Genomic DNA, 19,460 nt, shown 5'->3' with positions numbered 1-19,460 from the left:
GCGCAGTGCTGGGGCAACGATGGCTGCATCGCCTGAAATGGCCGGACACGCTCATGAGTGTGCTTCATTACGTGAATAGATCATGACACGAAAAACAGATTCAATTCTCCCAATATTCAGGATTCTAATTCGAGCGAAAAATAACCATCTTGTGTCGGTTAGATGAATCGTATCTGTTTTGTGAACGAATCGTGAAACGAATCTGTTTTACGCGACAAACGTCCGGAAATACAATTGGCATATTTATAATTCGATATAACGCCTATATAGATTTCAAGAGGTGTAAATTGCCAGGTGTCCCCGAGGACGATGTCGGATCGAAGGGTGGCGCATCCGTAGGGCAAGCCTCGCCGTCGGCATCTCACTTGGTGCTGAGCCTGAGGCGTCGCTCCGGTCGAGGGTACACGCGAAGCACAAGTGAACACCGGAGCGCGAGGCGCACACGGAGACGTTGAGACCGTAGCAAGGGGCAGATGTGTCGCGGGCACCGTCGCAACGGATGGGGAACTCGTGGGTGTTCAAGGACGATCAGGTCCGTGCTGATGTGGGCTTTGCGTGGTTCTCATGGACGCGAGCATGGTGACGAAGATGATGGAATCGGGAGTCGACAGTATGGGAGGAGGACTGCAATGAATCTGGGTATGTCGAAAAGAAGGACCAAGCCCCCCCCGGTTGGGAAGACGAACGGGACGAGGGACCTTGGGAGCGTACCGGACATGCGCAGGATGGCACCCGCCTTTGCCCTTGCCGGGGTTGTACTGGTACCCAATACGGAAGGCGTGACCCTCGCCGGTGTGGCGCGGCATGTCATGGCGTGCCGGCACCGTACCCTGTGCGATTGCCGGTCAATCCGGGACTGCCGACGCGTTCGTTGCATCCGGTGCATCCGCTAGGTCCCATGAGCCGCGGCCGGATCCATGATGTGCTACCTCCGCGCACTTGGTCAGTAGTCCCGCATGATGAGGCCGCTCTCAGACGAACAACAGAATCGTGTCACAATTTTGAGTGGTTCAGGTGCTTACCCTTGACGCTGCTGATCTGCCCGCGATGAGACCAACGGGTGCGACCGGCAGGGTATGCGCCAGGTGTTTCCTGCGCATCGGACGATCCATGTGCCGGAGCGGCTGGCTGCTTCGGCTTATCCAAAAAGCCGGCACCGAACCATTGCCCATGAGACGTCTACGCACTCCGCTTGTCCGTCTGTCCCGCTCGATGCTTGTCATCAGCCTGCTCTCCGCACAACTGGCGAGCGCACAGGTCACGCTGAACTTCACGAACGCGCCGATCAGCGACGTGGCGAAAGCCATCGGCGCCGCAACTGACACCACCATCATCGTGGACCCGCGCGTGAAGGGACAACTGAACCTTGCTGCCGATAATCCGGTGAGTCGCGACCGGGCGTTGAAGACGCTCGAAACCGCGCTGCGCATGCAGGGCTTCGCGCTCGTGCAGGACAACGGCATTCTCAAAGTGGTGCCTGAAGCCGATGCCAAGCTGCAGGGGGTGCCCACGTATGTCGGCAATGAACCACGCGCGCGCGGCGATACGGTCGTGACGCAGGTGTTCCGGCTCAGGAGTGGGTCGGCAACGGCGCTGCTGCCCGTCATCAAGCCGATGGTCAGCCCGAACAACCTGGTCGTGGCATATGCCAACGACAACACACTGGTCGTGACCGACTATGCCGATAATGTCCGGCGCATCGCTGCGGTCATTGCCGGCGTCGATGAGTCGGAGTCGCAAAGTGTGGCGGTGGTGCACCTTGAGCACGAAAGCGCGATGGATATCGCGCCGATTGCCCAGAAGATGCTGGACCCGGCGGGCATTGGCAATACCGATGCGACACTGAAGGTGTCGGTCGAGGCGGATCCGCGCATCAATGCGCTGCTGCTGCGCGCGAGCAGTCCGTCGAGAATCGCCGCCGCGAAGGCTTTGATTGCAGAGCTCGATGCACCGACCCGGGTGCCTGGCAACATGCACGTGATACGGCTGGATTATGCAAGTGCAAGTTCACTGGCGAAGGTCTTGCGGGGGATGCTCGGTCTGTCCGGAGGCGATTCGGATTCCGACTCGGACAAGTCATCACAGAGTTTCAGCCAGGGCAACAGCACGACCAGCGGCAACAGCAGCGGCGGGTCTGGATCATCGTCATCGACCGGCACGCCCGGTCTGCCACCGTTGCCTGGGGCGTCAACCAGTGGTTCGGGTGGGCAGTCCGGAGCATTGGGTGGTGGATCCTCCGGCGGAGGTTCGGGTGGTTCGGGAGGACTGCTTGCGAACGCGCGCGGCGGCGGGGGTGAGGAGAACCCAGGCGGCGAGTCGATCCAGGCCGATACGGCGACGAACTCGCTGGTGGTCACGGCGCCAGAGCCGGTGTACGAGAGCATCCGCAACGTGATCAGCCAGCTCGACGTGCGGCGTGAGCAGGTCTACCTGGAGGCGATGATTGTCGAAATGACCGCGACGGACGCGGCCAATCTGGGGGTGCAGTGGCAGGGGGCATTGCAGTCAAGCAACGGCACCAACTCGCTGATCGGCGGTACCAACTTCAATACGTCGACAAGCCAGGGGATTGTGAACCTGACGGCAAGCGGTCAGACCATCGGGCAGAACCTGTCGACGGCCGCGACCACGACGCTCCTGAATAACGGCATCAACATCGGTCTGCTGCACAACTTCGGCAAGTTCTTCGGCCTCGGTGCGCTGGTGCAGGCGCTGGCGACCGTGAGCAACGCGAGCATCCTCTCGTCGCCGAACCTCATCACGCTCGACAACGAAGAGGCGCGGATCGTGGTCGGTTCGAACGTGCCCATCGAGAACGGTTCGGTGTCTACTGCGACTTCTAGCACGTCGGGGCTTGCCGCATTCAACACGTTTGACCGCGAGGACGTGGGCATCGTGCTGCACGTGAAGCCGCAGATCGCGAAAAGCGGCGTCATCAAATTGCAGATCTACTCGGAAGACTCGTCGGTCGATCCGACCTCCGTCAACAACAATGGAGGCGTCACCATCATCAAACGCTCCGTGGAGTCGACGGTGCTCTCCGACGACGGGGAGATCATTGTTCTCGGCGGCCTGATCCAGGATGACTACTCGGACGGCAACAACAAGGTGCCTTGGCTCGGCGACATTCCGGTGATCGGGTCGCTTTTCCGGGCCGAGAACAAGAGCCGCACGAAAACCAACGTGATGGTGTTCCTGCGGCCGGTGATCATCCGCGACGCGACGACCCAGGCGGACATTTCGCAGAGCCGCTACAACGATGTTCGCCAGCAGATGTCGGGATTCCAGTCGGATAACCGGATCGAGCGGGATCATGATTCGCCAACGTTGCCGCCGGCGCCGCCGGGACCGCAGCAGGGTGTTCCCGCCGCCGAGGGCATCTTCGATCTGAACCGGATGACGCGCCAGAGGGTGGCCGGTGCGGCATCGGGCGTTCCGGCATCAGGCGCGCCTGCACCGGATGAGCCGCAAGGAACAGCAGCCCCGGGCATAACAGGCGGCGCGGCGAGCACCCTCGTGCCTGCGGACAGCGGCGCGACCTTGCCGGCGCAGCCGGTGCCGCAAACCGCACCAGCACCGCAGCCGCCGACATTGGTGCCCGATGCCTCACAGCCGGCGAACGTCAACCGGATGCAGCCATGACAGGTTCGGTGATCGCCATGAATGGAGCGCGTACGACGCAGCCATCCCCACCGCCGCCGATCCCGGTGGCGCGGTCCTCACCGTCGCCCGAATCAGTGCGGTTGCTGCCGTATGGGTTCGCCCGGCTGGGGCAGATCCTGATCGCGGATCGTCGCGAGCAGGAGTGCGAGGTATGGGTGAGCGAGCGTACGCCGGTCCCGGCACTCGCGGAAGTGGCGCGCACCTTCGGTCGGCTGGTGATCGTGCGGGTGCCCGCGGAGGAACTGGCCCAGGCCATCAACTCGGCGTATTCACGGGGGGATGGCACCGCCGCGCAGGTGGTCGGTGAGGTCGAGGGGGAGGTGGATCTTTCTCGCCTGATGCAGGACCTGCCAGAGGTGGAAGACCTGCTCGAATCGGAGGACGACGCGCCGATCATCCGCATGATCAACGCGCTGCTTACGCAGGCGGCGCGCGAGGGTGCGTCGGACATCCACATTGAGCCGTTCGAGAATGCGTCGGTGGTGCGCTTTCGTGTGGACGGCACGCTGCGCGATGTGGTGCGTCCAAAGAAGGCGCTGCATGGCGCGCTGATCTCCCGCATCAAGATCATGGCGCAGCTCGACATCGCAGAAAAGCGCCTGCCGCAGGACGGCCGCATCACCCTGCGCGTGGGTGGCCGTGCGGTCGATGTGCGTGTCTCCACGCTGCCGACGGGGCACGGGGAACGGGCGGTACTTCGGCTGCTGGAAAAGGACGCGCAGCGTCTGAATCTCGAGCGTCTGGGCATGGCAGCCGACACGCTTGTGCAGTTCGACAGGCTGATTGGTCGCCCACACGGCATCGTGCTGGTGACGGGGCCAACCGGCTCGGGCAAGACCACCACGCTCTATGCATCGATGTCGCGCCTCGAGACCGCGACGACCAACATCATGACGGTGGAAGACCCGATCGAATACGACCTGTCGGGCATCGGCCAGACGCAGGTCAACGAGCGGATCGGCATGACCTTCGCACGCGCGCTGCGCTCGATCCTGCGGCAGGACCCGGACATCATCATGATCGGCGAAATCCGGGATCTGGAAACCGCGCAGATCGCGGTGCAGGCATCGCTTACAGGCCACCTCGTACTCGCGACGCTGCACACAAACGATGCGGCCTCGGCCGTTACACGGTTGACGGACATGGGTGTGGAGCCCTATCTGCTCGCATCCTCGCTGCTGGGCGTCCTCGCGCAGCGACTGGTGCGGTGTCTGTGTTCGGCGTGCAAAGAGTCGCGTGTCGAGGGCGGCATCACGACCTGGCATCCGGTCGGCTGTGAGAAATGCGGCCGTTCCGGCTACGCGGGCCGGCGGGGCGTGTATGAACTGCTTCTGATGGACGGGGAAATCAGTCCACTGATTCACCGCAACGCCTCGGACGCCGAGATCCTGGCGGCCGGCCGCGCGGCCGGAATGCGTACGTTGCGGGAAGACGCGAACCGCTGGCTCGAATCGGGGCTGACCTCGCTCGAAGAAGTGCTGCGCGTCACAGGTGGGGACTGACATGCCTGCATTCCGGTACGAAGCGATCGATTCAGCGGGCAAGACGAAGAAGGGCGTGCTGGACGCCGACAGCGCGCGGGCCGGGCGGGGGCAACTGCGCGCCCAGGGTCTCACGCCACTGCTGGTCGAGCCGGCTTCAAGCCGCATGCGTGGCGAGCGCAGCCAGCGCCTGTCCATGGGGCGCCGGCTCTCGCAGCGCGAGCAGGCCATCCTCACGCGCCAGCTCGCGAGCCTGCTGATCGCGGGGTTGCCGCTTGATGAGACGCTTTCGGTCCTCACCGAACAGGCGGAGCGCGACTACATCCGGGAGCTGATGGCATCGATCCGGGCGGAGGTGGTCGGCGGGCACTCGTTTGCGAATGCACTGAGTGAGCATCCGCGCGATTTCCCGGAAATCTACCGGGCACTGGTGGCGGCCGGCGAACATACAGGCAAGCTCGGTATCGTGTTGTCGCGGCTGGCCGACTACATTGAGCAAAGCAATGGCCTGCGACAGAAGATCATGCTGGCGTTCACGTACCCGGCGGTGGTGACCTGCATTGCGTTCGGCATCGTGACATTCCTGCTGAGCTACGTCGTCCCGCAGGTGGCCAACGTATTCACGAGCACCAAACAGCAGTTGCCGCTCCTGACGGTACTGATGCTTGCACTGTCGGGGTACGTTCGGCACTGGTGGTGGGCGACGGTCGTTGGCGTCGCCGTGCTCGTCTGGATCATACGAAAGATCCTTGCGCAGTCCGGGCCGCGGCTTGCGTTTGACCGATGGGTGCTCACTGCGCCTCTTTTTGGAAAACTCGTGCGTGGCTACAACACCGTGCGCTTTGCGAGCACGCTCGGTATTCTCACCGCGGCCGGCGTTCCGATCCTGCGCGCATTACAGGCAGCAGCCGATACGCTGAGCAACAACGCGATGCGCGGCAACATTGACGATGCGATCGTCCGTGTGCGCGAAGGCACGTCGCTCTCGCGGGCGCTCGGCAATACGAAGACGTTTCCACCGGTCCTTGTTCACCTGATCCGCTCGGGCGAAGCAACGGGCGATGTGACGACGATGCTCGACCGCGCATCGGAAGGCGAGTCGCGGGAACTCGAGCGCCGGACCATGTTTCTCACGAGCCTGCTGGAGCCGCTGCTGATTCTCGCGATGGGCGGGATAGTGCTCGTGATCGTACTGGCTGTGATGATGCCGATCATCGAGCTGAATAACCTGGTGCAGTGATGAGCGCGGCGCGTCCGTCCGTGCACGAGTGGTCACGCGCAGCAAGCGCAGAGGGGATCCGCGGGACGGCCAGGTTTTCAGTGCATGAATGCACTCGGGCTCTGCGCGGCGGGAAGAGCGATTTCACGCTGGATGCCGTTGCGCTCGACGATGATCGAGTGGGCGCGAACCTCATGCAGGGTGGTGGCGTCGGCGACGGCGCCGTTCAGTCGTACGACGTGTGTGGCGCCGTCGCCGACACTGATGATGGCGGCGGCATGCTTCGGGTCGAATGCGAGGATGCCGAGCAGTTGCACCTGGTCGTGACGACCGCGGTCCGGTTCTGCACCGAACAGGGTGGCGCCAGCAGATGCGTCGATGGAGGGTGGCGGGGCGGGTCGTGCGGGCGCTTGTGGTGCGGGCGTATGGAAGATCCACGTCCACCAGGCGAGCACGGCGACGAACAGCACGATGGCGGCGATGGCAGCGAGTGTGGGCGGCGACTGGAACCGGGTGATGAAGGAACGGAACATGGTATGGGCCTGTTTGTAAGTGGTGGCGACCTGATCGGCAGTATGTCGCAGGGCGTGGCGTCTGTTGAATTCAATACCCCCAATTTTTGACGGAATGGTGAATCGATGCTGACTGATCTGAACAGGCTGACGATGCAGCGCCACAACGCCCGCTTGCGGCAGCGCCTGCAGCGAGGTTTTACGCTGATTGAAGTGATGGTCGTGATCGCGATTCTGGGTATCCTGGCCGCGCTCATCGTGCCGAAGATCATGAGCCGGCCGGACGAGGCTCGGCGTGTCGCAGCGAAGCAGGACATCGGCGCGGTTATGCAGGCACTGAACCTGTACCGGCTCGACAACGGTCGGTTTCCAAACCAGGATCAGGGTCTGCAAGCGCTGGTCCAGAAACCGACCGTGGACCCGGTGCCGAACAACTGGAAGGACGGCGGCTATCTGGAACGGCTCCCGAACGATCCGTGGGGCAATCCGTACCAGTACCTGAACCCGGGCGTGCATGGCGCGATCGACGTTTTCAGCTATGGCTCGGACGGCAAGGCGGGTGGGGAGGGCAATGATGCGGACATTGGGTCTTGGCAGTGAAGGCCTGCGTACCGGAGTCCGGCGACAGGGCGGCTTCACGCTGCTTGAAATGCTGGTGGTGCTGGTGATTGCGGGCATCCTGATTTCGATGGTGGAGCTGGCACCGACTGGCAACCGCCGCACGAACCTGGCCGAAGAAGCGCAGCGGCTGGCGACCATGCTTGAGTCCGCGGATGACGAGGCGCAGATCCGGTCAGCGCAGATCGCCTGGGAACCGGGCGATGGCGGATACAGGTTCTATCAGCGCGCGGAGAACGGAGCATGGCGACCGCTTTCAGATGACGTGCTCAAGCCGCACAACTGGGGCGCGAGCGTGACGGGTGTGGCGATCCACTACACCGGCAGCGGCGACAGCGTCTCGCGCGTCGTGTTTGGCGACGAGAATATTGACGTGCCCGTGACGGTGACGCTCTATTCGGGAGATGCGCAAATGCTGGTGGTCGGAACTGGCATTGGTAGCTTCGAGGTCCGGCGGCCATGACAACGGGCGCATTGAGGCACGTGCCCGCTTCCACGCGGTCAGACGGGCGACGATCGATGCCCGCAATCAACCAGGGCGGAGCCGGTCCATGTCGACGCTGATCGTGCTGTTGCCATCGGGCAATCCGGTCGTCGGGGAGAGCGCCGGCGCGAGGGATATGCCCTTCGCGGTATTCGGGCGCAGGGGCGAGCTGGAAGGGTCCGGCTGGTCGGGTCTTGAGGCACTGCCGAAGGCGGACGCGACCGTACTGATCGTGGCCGCGCGCGACACGCTGCTGCTCAACGTGAAGCTTCCACCCGTGACGGGTCCACGGCTCGAGCGCCTGTTGCCCAACGCTGTCGAGGAACATCTGATCCAGGACGCGCAACGCAGTCACATTGCGATCGATCCCTTGCCCTTTGCGTCGGGGGAACGATGCGTCGCGGTGCTGGATCGCGAATGGTTCGCCGGGGTCATCGAGCGGTTCAGTGCGGCCGGTCATCGCGGGCTGCGCGCGGTGCCGCTGACGCGGTGCATCCCGTTGCATGAAGCGGGCTCGAATATTGGGGAAGATAGCGCGTCTGCTGTCTCTCCGGTCGATGGGTCGCCGGCGAATGAAGCGCCGCTGGATGCTGCGGTGAAGGATGCGAAGGACGGCATCAGCGAAGCGGTCGGCGACACGGCCGTCGCTCCGGTGGAGGGCGCTGCCGATCTCGCGGTTGCAGCAACGCCCGCCGCGACAGCGCCGGCTGCGACCACGGTGCTGATCGTGGGACGTGAGCCGACGCAGGTATCGCGGATCGCCGCCGGGGAAGGGGATGCTGGCTGGGTGGAACTGGCGGTCAGTCAGGGGGCGCTCGGCTACGGCGTGAGCGTGAGCGCCACGGCGCTCGAGACGACGCTTTCGGGGATGGCGGAAGGTGAACTGCTTGCTGTTTATGATCTCGCCGTAGGGCAAGACGGTTCGGGGGTGCGCGAAGCGCCGCACATTGCAGCATGCCCAACCGGGATCGAAATACTTCCCTGGGAGCGCGTTGCCCGCGAAGCCCTCGCCTGCCGCTTCAATCTCTGCCAGTTCGCCTTCGCGCGTGCCGGGCGCGTGCGCCCAGGTGAGGGCGGGCTCAAGCGCTGGAGGGTAGCATTGGGGTTTGCGGGCGCAGCCTTGGTTGTGTCGGTCGTCGCCGTGAATGTGCAGTGGTTTCAGCTGCGTCACCGGCGCGACGCAATCAACGCGGAGATGACACGACTGGTGAAAGAGGCGCTCCCCGGGGCGACGGTCGTGCTTGATCCGCATGAGCAAATGGCGGCGGAACTGTCGCGCATGCGCCAGGCAGGTGGTGAGCTGCGTTCCGATGATTTTCTGGCGCTTGCTGCGGCGCTTTCGCGAGCATTGCCGCCCGTGCCGTCGGCGGCGCTCGCGGGGCTGGACTATAGCGATGGGGCGCTTGACGTCACCTTCAAGCCGGGCACCGAAATGGATGAGGACGCACTCACGCGCCGCCTGGCGGCGCAGGGGCTGTCAGCACTGGAGGACAACGGTAAATGGACGCTCAAGTCCGCGCGGCCTGGGCCGCGCTGAAAGAATGGTTCGGGACGCGGGCGCCTCGCGAACAGCGCCTGCTGGTGGGCGCGGCGATCGTGTTCATGGCCGTGCTCATCTACAGCGTACTGTGGGAGCCTGCGTTTGACGGTCGGGCGCAAATTGCCGGGAACCTGCCGCAACTTGAAATCCAGCTCGCCGAAGTTCGGGCAGAGGCCGAGCAGGTTCGGCGCCTGCGTGGCGCTGAGGCGGTACGCTCGCCCGCAGGTGCTGGCCTGCGCGACGCGCTGTCCGCGTCGCTTCTCACAGCGGGCGTCGCCAATGCGCAGTTGACCGTGATAGGCAAGGGCGTACAGGTCGACGTGAAAGGTGCACCCTTCAACGCATGGATGATCTGGCTCGACGCGGTGCGTCGGACAGCCCACGTGCGTGTGGTCAATATCCATGTGACGGCGGATACCCAACTGGGGCATGCGAGCGTGTCCGCCACCCTGCAGCCGGCCGCAGGATAGCGACACTGAGTGGTAGCGTGCTGATCATCCGGGGTTCGCCGGCCGTTGGCTCTCGCTTGCAGTCTGGCTTCGTAACGACTGCGCCGCTCAACGGCCCGGTAGCCTTTGCCCCGGGAATCCATGTGGCTCGTCAGAGGGAGGGCAGCGGGCCCCTTGCCTGTGAGCATCGCGCTTCGGGGTGGGAAGTACTGCGCCGCGCCATTCAGTGCGGCGCACGTGCGCGGAACTGAATTGTTGCGACCAGCCACCCATGCCAATCAACGACGTGCTTAGGAGCCCGGTCCCGTGGCGGACGACGCTCAAACCTGATTCGTGAGATTGGCCGGATTTGAGACGCGAACTAAATTGGGCTGGCTGGACGTTAAGATCAGCCTGTTTTGCGCCTGTCGCGTGGGGCTGCTGCGTGGGGCTGCTTTAAGGGCCCACGCCGTGTCAACAAGGACGCCGCTTCGGCTCAGCGCGAAAAGCGACGGCTTAGATTGCGCTATATCGGCCTCGTGGCACCTCGGGCGGGGTAGCGAGACGTCCTGAAACCCAGTGATTTTGCGTCTTGACACGGGATCGGCCAATCCGCCGTTGGTCTATCGTAAAACCGTGGTCGCTCGAACTGCCGTAGCACCCGAAAAAGCGGAACGTCGTCACGGCTTCGCATTGAAGCGGCGCTCGGATATGATCGTTGTCAACCGACCCCCGGGGCAGAGACATGATGGCGCGTGAACAGATTGTGGAGCGGCACATACAGCTTTGCTGGGGCTTCGCTCGTACGGCGCTCGTGAAGCGGGTGATGCATGAAGTCCTGCCGCAGACCCGCATCGATTTCTGGCGAATCATCCAGGGCGGGACACTGGACCTCGCCGTGATCGAGTGGTGCAAGCTGTTCGGCAACCGTGACGAAGACACCCACTGGAGCCGACTGATACCCGAGGCCGGGCATGACAAGTTCCGAACCGGCTTGCGCGCCGCTGTGGGGATGAACGAAGCCGAGTGGGATACATACTGGCAGTCAATGGTGGACTACCGTAACGAGGTCGCAGCGCATCACGATCTGGACCCAGGCAACGCACATTACCCCTCGCTCGATGCTGCGCTGGAGGCGGTCTATCACTACCACAATTCGTATCTCTTTTCCGAGTGGGCGGTCGTCAACCCGCAGACCAGGTACCCGGCCGACATGCGAGAGTTTGCGAACGGGTATCAAGAGGAACTACGAAGGGCTGCAGAGGTGGCCACCGACGCAACTAGGTCACTGGAACCGGGCAGAGCGGGATGAGTAATGACGAATGGGTAGTAGAGCAGTCGGAAATTTTTGGATAACGATATGTCAGTGCGCGAGCAATATTGGTTACACGTCCCACTCGAGACTACACCAGGCATGCTGCTTGACGCTCCCCCTGACGGGTTCGTCACCGCGCTGGGCCGAAAGGCGCGACTACTCGAGCGAGAACCATACATGTCGTTCATCTCGACGAGCGCGATGGTGATCAAGCAGTGGCTCCTGTTCGACCCCTTGTGCGAACTGGAAGCGCGAAGCCTGCTCGCCGACTTGCGAGCGCGAATCCCCGTTCTTTCGATGAACATGGGCGCCGACTTCCGCATTCCCGTCCACGAATGCCATGTATCTTCGCTGGCAACCTATGATGGCTCTGTTCCAACACTGATCCCGGCTCACCTGACACCAGCTCCGGAGTGGACCGATCCTATGGGGTCATGCAACTGGAAGGCAAAGGAAGTGCTGGAAGAAACGCTTGAGAACTGCCCTTCTGTGACCGATGCGAGGGTTCTCGCCGCCTTGGACCTGTTCATCGCATCCCAGTACGACGTTCTGCCGCGCTCGCTCTTTCTGGCGAAACTGACGATCCTCGATGCGCTGGCGACTCCTGCGAAACGCGACGCGGTCACAACGGCCTGGATCGGCGAGAAGCTCGCCGAAGCTGAAGCGTTCCGCGACCCGGGGCTGTTGAGTGCCCTGCGCAACCTGAAGTTTGAGTCTCACACGGCCGCGATACGGACGCTCGTGAGGCGAGCCGTAGTGTCGCTGGGTGGGACTCAAAACGAAGCAGAACGACAGGCGGCGGCCACGGGAAAGCTGTACGCGGCTCGATCCAGACTGTCACACGCCGGCACCGCCGTGGATGTGGAACTGGACCTGGGAGGAGCGACGCAGCTCACGCGGCTCGTTCTCAATGCGGTAGTTGGAAACCCTCCGATTCTCGATGTCGTCGGCGGCGAGGAGGCAAGCACAACGGGTGGGCTGCGGCAACGCAAGCAATGGATCGCTGAATCCGAGGCGGCGATTCGTTCCGTAGAGCCGGCCGGTGCTGCCGTCGTGGATGCCATTCGGCGTCCCCTGATACTTGGCCGACATGGCGCGCTTGTCGCACGGCTCGCTGACGGTAGTTCGTGGTACATCGGCCCTGGCACCGCGCGGCGGCTTTCCGACGAGGAAGCTGCCCAATGGGAAACATCGCCTGAAGCGTTCCAGTGAAACGGTGAAATTGGTCATCGGTCTTGCTACCTCCCACGCTTGATTATCCTCAAGAGGGCCGTTTTCAGGCCGCAAACCGGTCAAAGCGGCATATTAGTGGCCAATGCAGTTCGAAAGCGGCGTGAGAGCGAGCCGACACTGAGCGGCTGTTCAGGGCGGTGTGCCGCCGATCGTAGCCATTCGAGGTTCAAGCGGGGCATGCCACTTGCATCGATCATGCGTTTGGCCACTCACGGACTTCGGTTCAGGCTTCCACATAGACGTCGGAATCTCGGCGTTGATCACGGCATAGCGGTCACGCGCGCGCGGGTAGTACCAGTTGGGTTGGCGACCTCAGACGACTGACGCGCTTTGCGTGGCGATGTGCCGTCATCCGGTGGATACGTGTGTGTGTCCCGCGCTGCGGGCGACGTGATGTGGTCGTCTGCTGACGAGCGCAGGACGGGGCGAGCGCAGCTTTCGCACCAGGGCGCGCATGGGATGCAGGACATTGCGTGCGGCCGTCGGCGAGGTTGGGAACACAGTCCCGGATGCGCGTGGGCGCGTTGCAGCATCGCTGGGCAGCTCACGGCTGGGCGACGAGGCTGGGCGACGAGACGTGACGCACCTGTCTATAGGGTGATGTTTCGACAGGAGCCGGGCCATAGTGTGCCAGCGGACCACCATGCAGCGCGGCGTGGCGCTTCGTGAACCATCGTGGAGCGGCATCGACGTAGTTTTTGCGCGACGCACATCATTTTCTAATGCTCATAAAACAACCGCAGCTTCTGTGGAGCTTAGGACATCGAGAGATTATCCCGATTTGTTTTTGGAATAAAAACGAAAACCAGAAACAGCGTCTGCGAGGCCGCTCAGGAAGCACGTCACGGGATTATATTGATACCTGGAATCATAATATGTGACATGTAACAGACGATAAGAATTGCATTTTTTGATATTTAAAAAACTTAATCACAAGTGTGAAAGAGCTGTGACGCGAATCGCAGATTCGCGTCATCAAATCGTATACCCGACAAGGCTTGGCAGGATTTCGACAGTTTCATCTTCAGTGAAGCAGTATGATTCTTCGGGTGAAAGATGGCATTTAATAATTGGTAACATTGTGTGAAGAGCGAGTCTGCGGGATGGGCAAGGGTAAATCGTCACCCCTCCACAAAATCGGGTTGTGCAATCAGGGGTGTGAATATAAACTTGGCCATTCAATAAAGGCTTAATACGTTTATGCAGTTTGGGATCCGGCGTTACACAGTGGCGCCGGTGATCGCGTATGCAGTCAGACACGAGGGGATCAGACGTGAAGCACATCGAAATTCATCACCCGGTTCAAAAGACGTTGACGGAGTTCATCCGGGACCCCGTTGCCATGGGCAAAGAGTGCGAGGGGCATCCGGTTGTGCTCCTGCGCAGGAACGAACCGTTGATGTGCCTGCTTTCAATGGAACACTGGGGCAGCCTCGTACGGGAACTCGACGGGTACCGGCAGGAACTGGTCATCCGGCAGACGGAGGGGCGAGAGGTGAACGAAGAGCGCGGATGCGACTGTATCGGCTGACGTCTGAGGCCGACCGGTCAGGACAGCTTCAGCTTGCGAGCCGGTGCACCCAGATGACCGATGTCCAGCTGAAATCGCCGATGCCGTAGCGGGCGATCAGAGTATCGATACGGGTATTGATCCGCGCCGAATGGATTCGGCAGTGCACGATGAAGTAGCCGCTGTTCACGCCGGCAAGCGCCCCGGACGGAAGGCCGGTCGTGGTGGTCGCCGACGTGGAGCCCGCTGTCAGAACGGGCGCCAGAACGAGTGCGATGTCCATCGCGCTGTTGAAGTAAGCCGTACTGCGTCGTTGGGTCAGCATTTGCGCCTGCTCGTCTGAAAGGGCCGGTATGGCGGCAACGAGCGCCGGCGCTGGCGCGGTATTGGCGTTCACCAGTGTGTAGTCTGGCAGGACAGTAACGAAGTTCGACAGGATTCTTACGGTATCCTTATCATATCCGGGTACCCGGACCAGATCCTCGACGGACACCAGTTGCAGCGGCCAGCTTTCACCTCCGCCGATGCCGCGCGAGAGCAGGATGTAGTCTGCCGTCGTCTGTGCGAGCGCGGGACTCAGAGACAAATCGCTGAGCAGGCGTCGGTATGCCAGTACGCCGGAACCGTCGACCTGATAAGGCTGGCTCGGTCCGGGCCGGGAGACGAGGTCCATGACATTGAACTTGGCCTGCGCGTCCTCGACCTGCCCCGAGATGTAGGCGTCGGCGAGATCGCCATTGACTGCGATCGCCTCGCGCGGCAGAAAGTCCGCGAGCTGCACATCGCGCACGGGGCTGGACCATTGCTGGCCGTAAAATGCGACATTCGATGTGGCGGCCTGTTCGCGCAGCGCCGCTCTCGCCCATTCCACTGCGGCGCGTTCTACCCACATCATTTCCGTGTTCAGTCGCTGGTTGCTCACGTCGCGCACGGCCACCAGCTCGCGCCACACGACGCTCGCGGCGAGCGCCGCTACCAGCGCGACCACCAGCAACGCCGTCACGATCGCAATGCCCCGCTCGCGTGTAGCGCCTGGGCGCGGATACCGCATGTGGTGAGGACATTTCGCACTGCGCATCGCTGTTCCATCCCGTCTGGACGATGAACGGGATCGTACATCGCAGGCGCTCGTTCGTAGAGCATACAAGTTGAACTTTTCGTGACACGTATCACCGATTGCAGTCGCCAAAGGGACACGCACACGCACTACGATGCTGCCTTGTCGTCTGATACGTATAAATGTTGGTTCAGACATCGGGGGGGCGGTTACGGTTCCCTCACCAGATTCACCGTTTCGTTATATCTGCGTTGCACTCTCTTCCGGCGACATGCATCCACCGGTATGGTTTGTAAAGTGGACTGCCACCTGTGGCAGCGGGAAACTCATTTTTATTTACGATTCGTTGTACTTAGGATATGTCAGTCGCGATCGCGATGCGATGGGTGCATGACGCTGTGTATAAATCTTCCAGCCGTGCGTTACGGAGCTGGATCACCATTGAGCAAAGGGGAGTGGCGCAATGACGCCAATGCTTCACGGGGGAAGGATCAGGCGACGGCGGCACTGGGTCGGAGTAGTGCTGGTGGGCGGCGTCGCGCTGGCAGGTACTGCGCAGGCGCAGACGGCTGTACCGGATGCGGTGGGCGCACGCTCTTCTGCCGCTGGCGGTTCATCCGGGACATTCGACGTGAACGAATACATCGTACGGGGCAATACGGCGCTGCAGTCCATAGACGTGGAGAAGGCCGTGTACCCGTTTGAGGGACCTGGCAAAACGCTCGGCGACGTGAATGCCGCGCGCGATGCGCTCCAGAAAGTCTATCAGGACCGGGGTTTCCAGTCGGTTGTCGTGGAACTGCCCCAGCAGCATGTGACCAACGGTGTGATCGTGCTGCAGGTAGTGGAGGCGAAGGTGGGGCGACTGCGCGTGGACGGCGCGAAGTATTACTCGCCGCAGAATATCCGCGAGGCGGTCCCGGCGCTGGCAGAGGGTGGCGTGCCGGACTTTACGGCTGCGCAGCAGCAGTTGACCGATCTCAACAAGTCTCCCGACCGGCAGGTGATTCCGATACTGAAGCCGGGCGTGCTCCCGCAGACGGTCGACGTTGACCTCAAGGTCGACGACCACAATCCAGCGCATGGCAGCCTCGAAGTGAACAACGATCAGAGCCCCGATACATCGGTTCTGCGCACGGTGGCATCGGTCAGCTACTCGAACCTGTGGCAGCTCGGGCACGTGATCTCGGGTAGCTTCCTGCTCGCGCCACAACACCCGCAGGACGCCGAGGTCTATTCATTCTCCTATCTGGCGCCACTTCAGGGCACCAACTGGAGCCTGCTGGCAACGGCCTATCACTCGAACAGCAACGTCGCGTCGGTGGGTGGCACGAACGTGCTGGGTAAAGGGACGTCATTCGGGTTGACCGCGATCTATGCGTTGCCTTCGACCGACACGTATTCGCAGTCGGTGAGTATCGAGATCGATCATAAGCACTTCGACGAGAACGACACGATCGCAGGTCAGACATCCTCGGCGCCGCTGACCTACATCCCGATCACGTTTGCCTATAACGGGCAACTCAATCGTAAGAATTCGCAGACCTCATTCTCCGCATCGGTGACGACCGATATCCGCGGCATTGGCAGTGATGCGGACGCTTTCGACAACAAGCGTTTCAACGCGACCGCGGACTTTGTCTATGGAAAATTCGACGTCAATCACACGCAGGACTTCGATCACGATATCCAGTTGAACGGGCACGTCTCCGCGCAGTTCGCCAACTCGCCGCTCGTATCGAGTGAGCAGTTCGCCGCGGGCGGCATCAATACGGTACGAGGCTATCTCGAAGCAGAAGACACCGCCGACAGCGGTGTGATTGGCTCGGTTGAACTGCGCAGTCCATCGATCGCAAAGTACATCGGCAGCGCGGTCAATGAATGGCGCTTCCACGCGTTTGTCGATGCGGCGCATCTCTGGTTGCTCAGTCCTTTGCCGGAGCAGACGTCGGACTTCACCATGATTTCCGCGGGGCTGGGCACACGGTTCCAGGTTTTCAAATACACGAGCGCGGATCTGGAAATGGCGTTTCCGCTGAGGTCGGGAACCTTTACCCGGGCATATAACCCGCGGTTCGATTTCTACGTACGAGCGAGTTTCTGACGGTTTTTACATGTTGCGCCGGCGCCTCGTGATCGCGCTGGCCTATCGGGGGAGTGGATTGTGAAGCGAGCTTTTTTTCTTGTACTGACGGCAGCGTTCATGTGGCTGCCAGGTGTCGCCAACGCGTGGTGGCAGAACGACTGGTCGTACCGCAAGGCCATTACGATCGACACGAGCCCGAAGGGTGCCAATGTGGCGGAGTCGGCCGGCCGGGTGCCGCTGCTCATCCGCCTCCATTCAGGCAACTTCCAGTTCGACGGGCTCGAGGACAACGGCGCCGATATCCGCTTTGTCGGCGCCGACGACAAGACGCCGCTGAACTACCACATCGAGCAGTATGACCCGGTGCTTGGCGTCGCGCTGATCTGGGTCGACGTCCCACAGTTCCCCGCGGGTGCGGCGCAATCGATCTGGATGTACTACGGCAACAAGAAGGCCCCGGACGGCGGCAAGGCAGCCGAGACGTTTGATCCTGACTACACGGTGGTCTACCACTTCAACGATGCGGGTGGCACACCGTCCAAGGACCTGACCGCATACGGCAACAACGCCCAGAACGCCCCGGCACGCATCGTCGAAGACGGCATTATCGGCAAGGCCGCGCAGTTCAATGGCACGACGCCGATCAACCTGGCCGCGACCCCCTCGCTTGCGATTCCCGCCGGCGGCAACTTCACGTTCAGCGACTGGGTGAAGCCGAGCGCACTCGCACCGAACTCATTGCTCTACGGTCGCCGCGATGGCGCCAATGCGCTATTGATCGGTCTGGATAATGGCGTGCCGTTCGCGGAGGTTGACGGCGGTGCCACGCCAGCCCGCACGCCGGCGGGCCAGCCGGTGGCAGCCGGCCAATGGAGCGACATCGTTGTCACCGCTGATGGCAAGAACCTGACGCTCTATGTGGGTGGCAAGCAGTACGCTCAGGTCGCAGCGGTGTTGCCGGCGCTCAATGCGCCGGTGGCGATTGGCGGCGACGTGGCGAATGCACCGGCGGGCTTCGCCGGATTCTCCGGCGAGATGGACGAGTTGCGCCTCTCGAAGGTCGCACGCTCGCCCACCCTGATTGCGCTCGACGCGCTGAGCGAGGGTTCGGAATCGAAACTGGTCGCCTACGGCGCAGACGAGAAGCAGTCGGGCTTCGGCTTTGGCTACTTCGGCGTGATCGTCAAGTCGGTGACGATTGACGCCTGGGTCGTGATCGGGATCCTGCTGCTCATGGCCTTCATCTCGTGGGTCGTGATGTGGAACAAGGCGACCTATGTGGGTCAGGTCGACAAGGCCAATGGTTTCTTCGTCCGGCGCTTCCGTGAAGTGGCGGGCAAGCACCTGGTGGGACTTGCTCACACGGATGAGAAGACCGATGAGGGCCGCCGTCTGCGCCAGTCGTCGCTGTACCGGCTCTATCGGGTGGGCGTCGCAGAAATCCACAGTCGGGTAGAGAGTAATGGACGCACGGTGATCACGACGGAATCGATCGAAGCGATTCGCGCCACTATGGATGCCACGTTGGTGCGTGAGAACCAGCGACTGTCGAAGTCGATGGTGCTGCTCACGATTGCTATCTCGGGCGGACCGTTCCTCGGTCTTCTGGGGACGGTGGTCGGCGTGATGATCACGTTCGCTGCGATCGCCGCCGCCGGTGACGTCAACGTGAACGCTATCGCGCCGGGTATTGCCGCCGCACTGCTCGCCACGGTCACGGGCCTGTTCGTCGCGATCCCGGCCCTCTTTGGCTACAACTACCTGCTCATCCGCAACAAGAACGTCACCGCGAACATGCAGGTGTTTGTCGACGAGTTCGTCACGCGACTGGCCGAGGCGCATCGCAGCCCCGACCATTCGCTGGCTGCCGAGTAACGCGATAACGGGGAGCCAAAGCCATGCAGGTTCAGGACGACGAGAAGCCGTACGACGACATCAACATCACGCCGATGCTGGATCTGGCGTACGTGCTGCTGATCATTTTCATCATCATGACGACCGCCTCGGTGCAGGGCATTAAGGTCGACCTGCCGAAGGCAAGTTCCTCGGCGAGTATGGCGAAACCGCAGACGAAGGCGATCACCGTGTCCGATTCCGGCCAGATCTATCTGGATGCATACCCGGTGTCCATGGACGAGCTGGAGAACCGGCTGCGCACGATCAAGGCGACAACGCCGGACGTGCCGATCGTGCTCAAGGGCGATTCGACGGTCGCATACCAGAAGGTGATGGACGTGCTCGATCTGTTGCGGCGCCTTGACCTGTCGCAGGTGGGACTCGTGACCGGCAAGGGACCGAAGGGCAGCTAGGTGAC

15 protein-coding genes are annotated in these 19,460 nt (G+C 62.0%); 13 read left to right on the top strand and 2 right to left on the bottom strand.

Features of this window, described 5'->3' with window-relative positions; genetic code table 11:
• Positions 1 to 1,170: 1,170 nt before the first annotated feature.
• The 3 genes from gspD to gspF are packed head-to-tail and all read left to right on the top strand — an operon-like array spanning position 1,171 to position 6,384.
• Positions 1,171 to 3,642: a type II secretion system secretin GspD gene (gene gspD, locus FQ755_RS08205; protein WP_144152988.1), complete on the top strand. Its 2,472-nt coding sequence runs from the start codon at positions 1,171 to 1,173 to the stop codon at positions 3,640 to 3,642.
• A gap of 17 nt (positions 3,643 to 3,659) precedes the next feature.
• Positions 3,660 to 5,165: a type II secretion system ATPase GspE gene (gene gspE, locus FQ755_RS08200; RefSeq protein ID WP_144152986.1), complete on the top strand. Its 1,506-nt coding sequence runs from the start codon at positions 3,660 to 3,662 to the stop codon at positions 5,163 to 5,165.
• A gap of 1 nt (position 5,166) precedes the next feature.
• Positions 5,167 to 6,384, top strand: a complete 1,218-nt coding sequence (gene gspF, locus FQ755_RS08195) for a type II secretion system inner membrane protein GspF (protein ID WP_144152932.1) — start codon at positions 5,167 to 5,169, stop codon at positions 6,382 to 6,384.
• Positions 6,385 to 6,461: 77 nt separating this feature from the next.
• Here the strand turns inward: gspF and FQ755_RS08190 are convergent, their stop codons facing one another.
• Positions 6,462 to 6,896, bottom strand: a complete 435-nt coding sequence (locus tag FQ755_RS08190; protein ID WP_144152930.1) for a type II secretion system protein N — start codon at positions 6,894 to 6,896, stop codon at positions 6,462 to 6,464.
• A 132-nt stretch (positions 6,897 to 7,028) separates the two neighbouring features.
• Here FQ755_RS08190 and gspG point away from each other — a divergent pair, with 132 nt between their 5' ends.
• The 7 genes from gspG (at position 7,029) to FQ755_RS08155 (ending at position 14,024) form a co-directional block, all read left to right on the top strand.
• Positions 7,029 to 7,475, top strand: a complete 447-nt coding sequence (gene gspG, locus FQ755_RS08185) for a type II secretion system major pseudopilin GspG (RefSeq protein ID WP_144152982.1) — start codon at positions 7,029 to 7,031, stop codon at positions 7,473 to 7,475.
• Positions 7,390 to 7,956 carry a GspH/FimT family pseudopilin gene (locus FQ755_RS08180; protein ID WP_409937246.1) on the top strand — a complete coding sequence of 189 codons (567 nt, stop codon included), beginning with the start codon at positions 7,390 to 7,392 and terminating at the stop codon, positions 7,954 to 7,956. The genes gspG and FQ755_RS08180 overlap by 86 nt, the downstream gene beginning before the upstream one ends.
• An 88-nt stretch (positions 7,957 to 8,044) precedes the next feature.
• Positions 8,045 to 9,514 carry a type II secretion system protein GspL gene (gspL, locus tag FQ755_RS08175; protein WP_186308452.1) on the top strand — a complete coding sequence of 490 codons (1,470 nt, stop codon included), beginning with the start codon at positions 8,045 to 8,047 and terminating at the stop codon, positions 9,512 to 9,514.
• Positions 9,478 to 9,987 carry a type II secretion system protein GspM gene (gspM, locus tag FQ755_RS08170; RefSeq protein WP_144152926.1) on the top strand — a complete coding sequence of 170 codons (510 nt, stop codon included), beginning with the start codon at positions 9,478 to 9,480 and terminating at the stop codon, positions 9,985 to 9,987. Before gspL ends, gspM begins: the two co-directional genes overlap by 37 nt.
• 703 nt (positions 9,988 to 10,690) lie before the next feature.
• Positions 10,691 to 11,257 (top strand): hypothetical protein, encoded by a 567-nt coding sequence (locus tag FQ755_RS08165; RefSeq protein WP_144152924.1) that lies wholly within the window; start codon positions 10,691 to 10,693, stop codon positions 11,255 to 11,257.
• Positions 11,258 to 11,437: 180 nt separating this feature from the next.
• Positions 11,438 to 12,472 carry a hypothetical protein gene (locus FQ755_RS08160; protein WP_144152922.1) on the top strand — a complete coding sequence of 345 codons (1,035 nt, stop codon included), beginning with the start codon at positions 11,438 to 11,440 and terminating at the stop codon, positions 12,470 to 12,472.
• Positions 12,473 to 13,766: 1,294 nt separating this feature from the next.
• Positions 13,767 to 14,024: a hypothetical protein gene (locus FQ755_RS08155; protein WP_144152920.1), complete on the top strand. Its 258-nt coding sequence runs from the start codon at positions 13,767 to 13,769 to the stop codon at positions 14,022 to 14,024.
• A gap of 28 nt (positions 14,025 to 14,052) precedes the next feature.
• Here FQ755_RS08155 and gspK read toward each other — a convergent pair whose 3' ends face one another.
• Positions 14,053 to 15,054: a type II secretion system minor pseudopilin GspK gene (gspK, locus tag FQ755_RS08150; RefSeq protein WP_144152981.1), complete on the bottom strand. Its 1,002-nt coding sequence runs from the start codon at positions 15,052 to 15,054 to the stop codon at positions 14,053 to 14,055.
• Between the two features lie 478 nt (positions 15,055 to 15,532).
• Here gspK and FQ755_RS08145 point away from each other — a divergent pair, with 478 nt between their 5' ends.
• The 3 genes from FQ755_RS08145 (at position 15,533) to FQ755_RS08135 (ending at position 19,455) form a co-directional block, all read left to right on the top strand.
• Positions 15,533 to 17,164 (top strand): ShlB/FhaC/HecB family hemolysin secretion/activation protein, encoded by a 1,632-nt coding sequence (locus FQ755_RS08145; RefSeq protein WP_144152979.1) that lies wholly within the window; start codon positions 15,533 to 15,535, stop codon positions 17,162 to 17,164.
• A 99-nt stretch (positions 17,165 to 17,263) separates the two neighbouring features.
• Positions 17,264 to 19,021, top strand: coding sequence for a DUF2341 domain-containing protein (locus tag FQ755_RS08140; protein WP_144152918.1), 1,758 nt, complete (start codon positions 17,264 to 17,266; stop codon positions 19,019 to 19,021).
• Positions 19,022 to 19,044: 23 nt separating this feature from the next.
• Positions 19,045 to 19,455 carry an ExbD/TolR family protein gene (locus FQ755_RS08135; protein WP_144152916.1) on the top strand — a complete coding sequence of 137 codons (411 nt, stop codon included), beginning with the start codon at positions 19,045 to 19,047 and terminating at the stop codon, positions 19,453 to 19,455.
• Positions 19,456 to 19,460 lie beyond the last annotated feature (5 nt).

The sequence above is a fragment of the Paraburkholderia sp. BCC1885 genome, assembly GCF_900996235.1.
Taxonomy (GTDB): Bacteria; Pseudomonadota; Gammaproteobacteria; order Burkholderiales; family Burkholderiaceae; genus Paraburkholderia.
Note: the sequence above shows the minus strand (reverse complement) of the source record. Positions and strands in the feature narration are given on the sequence as shown.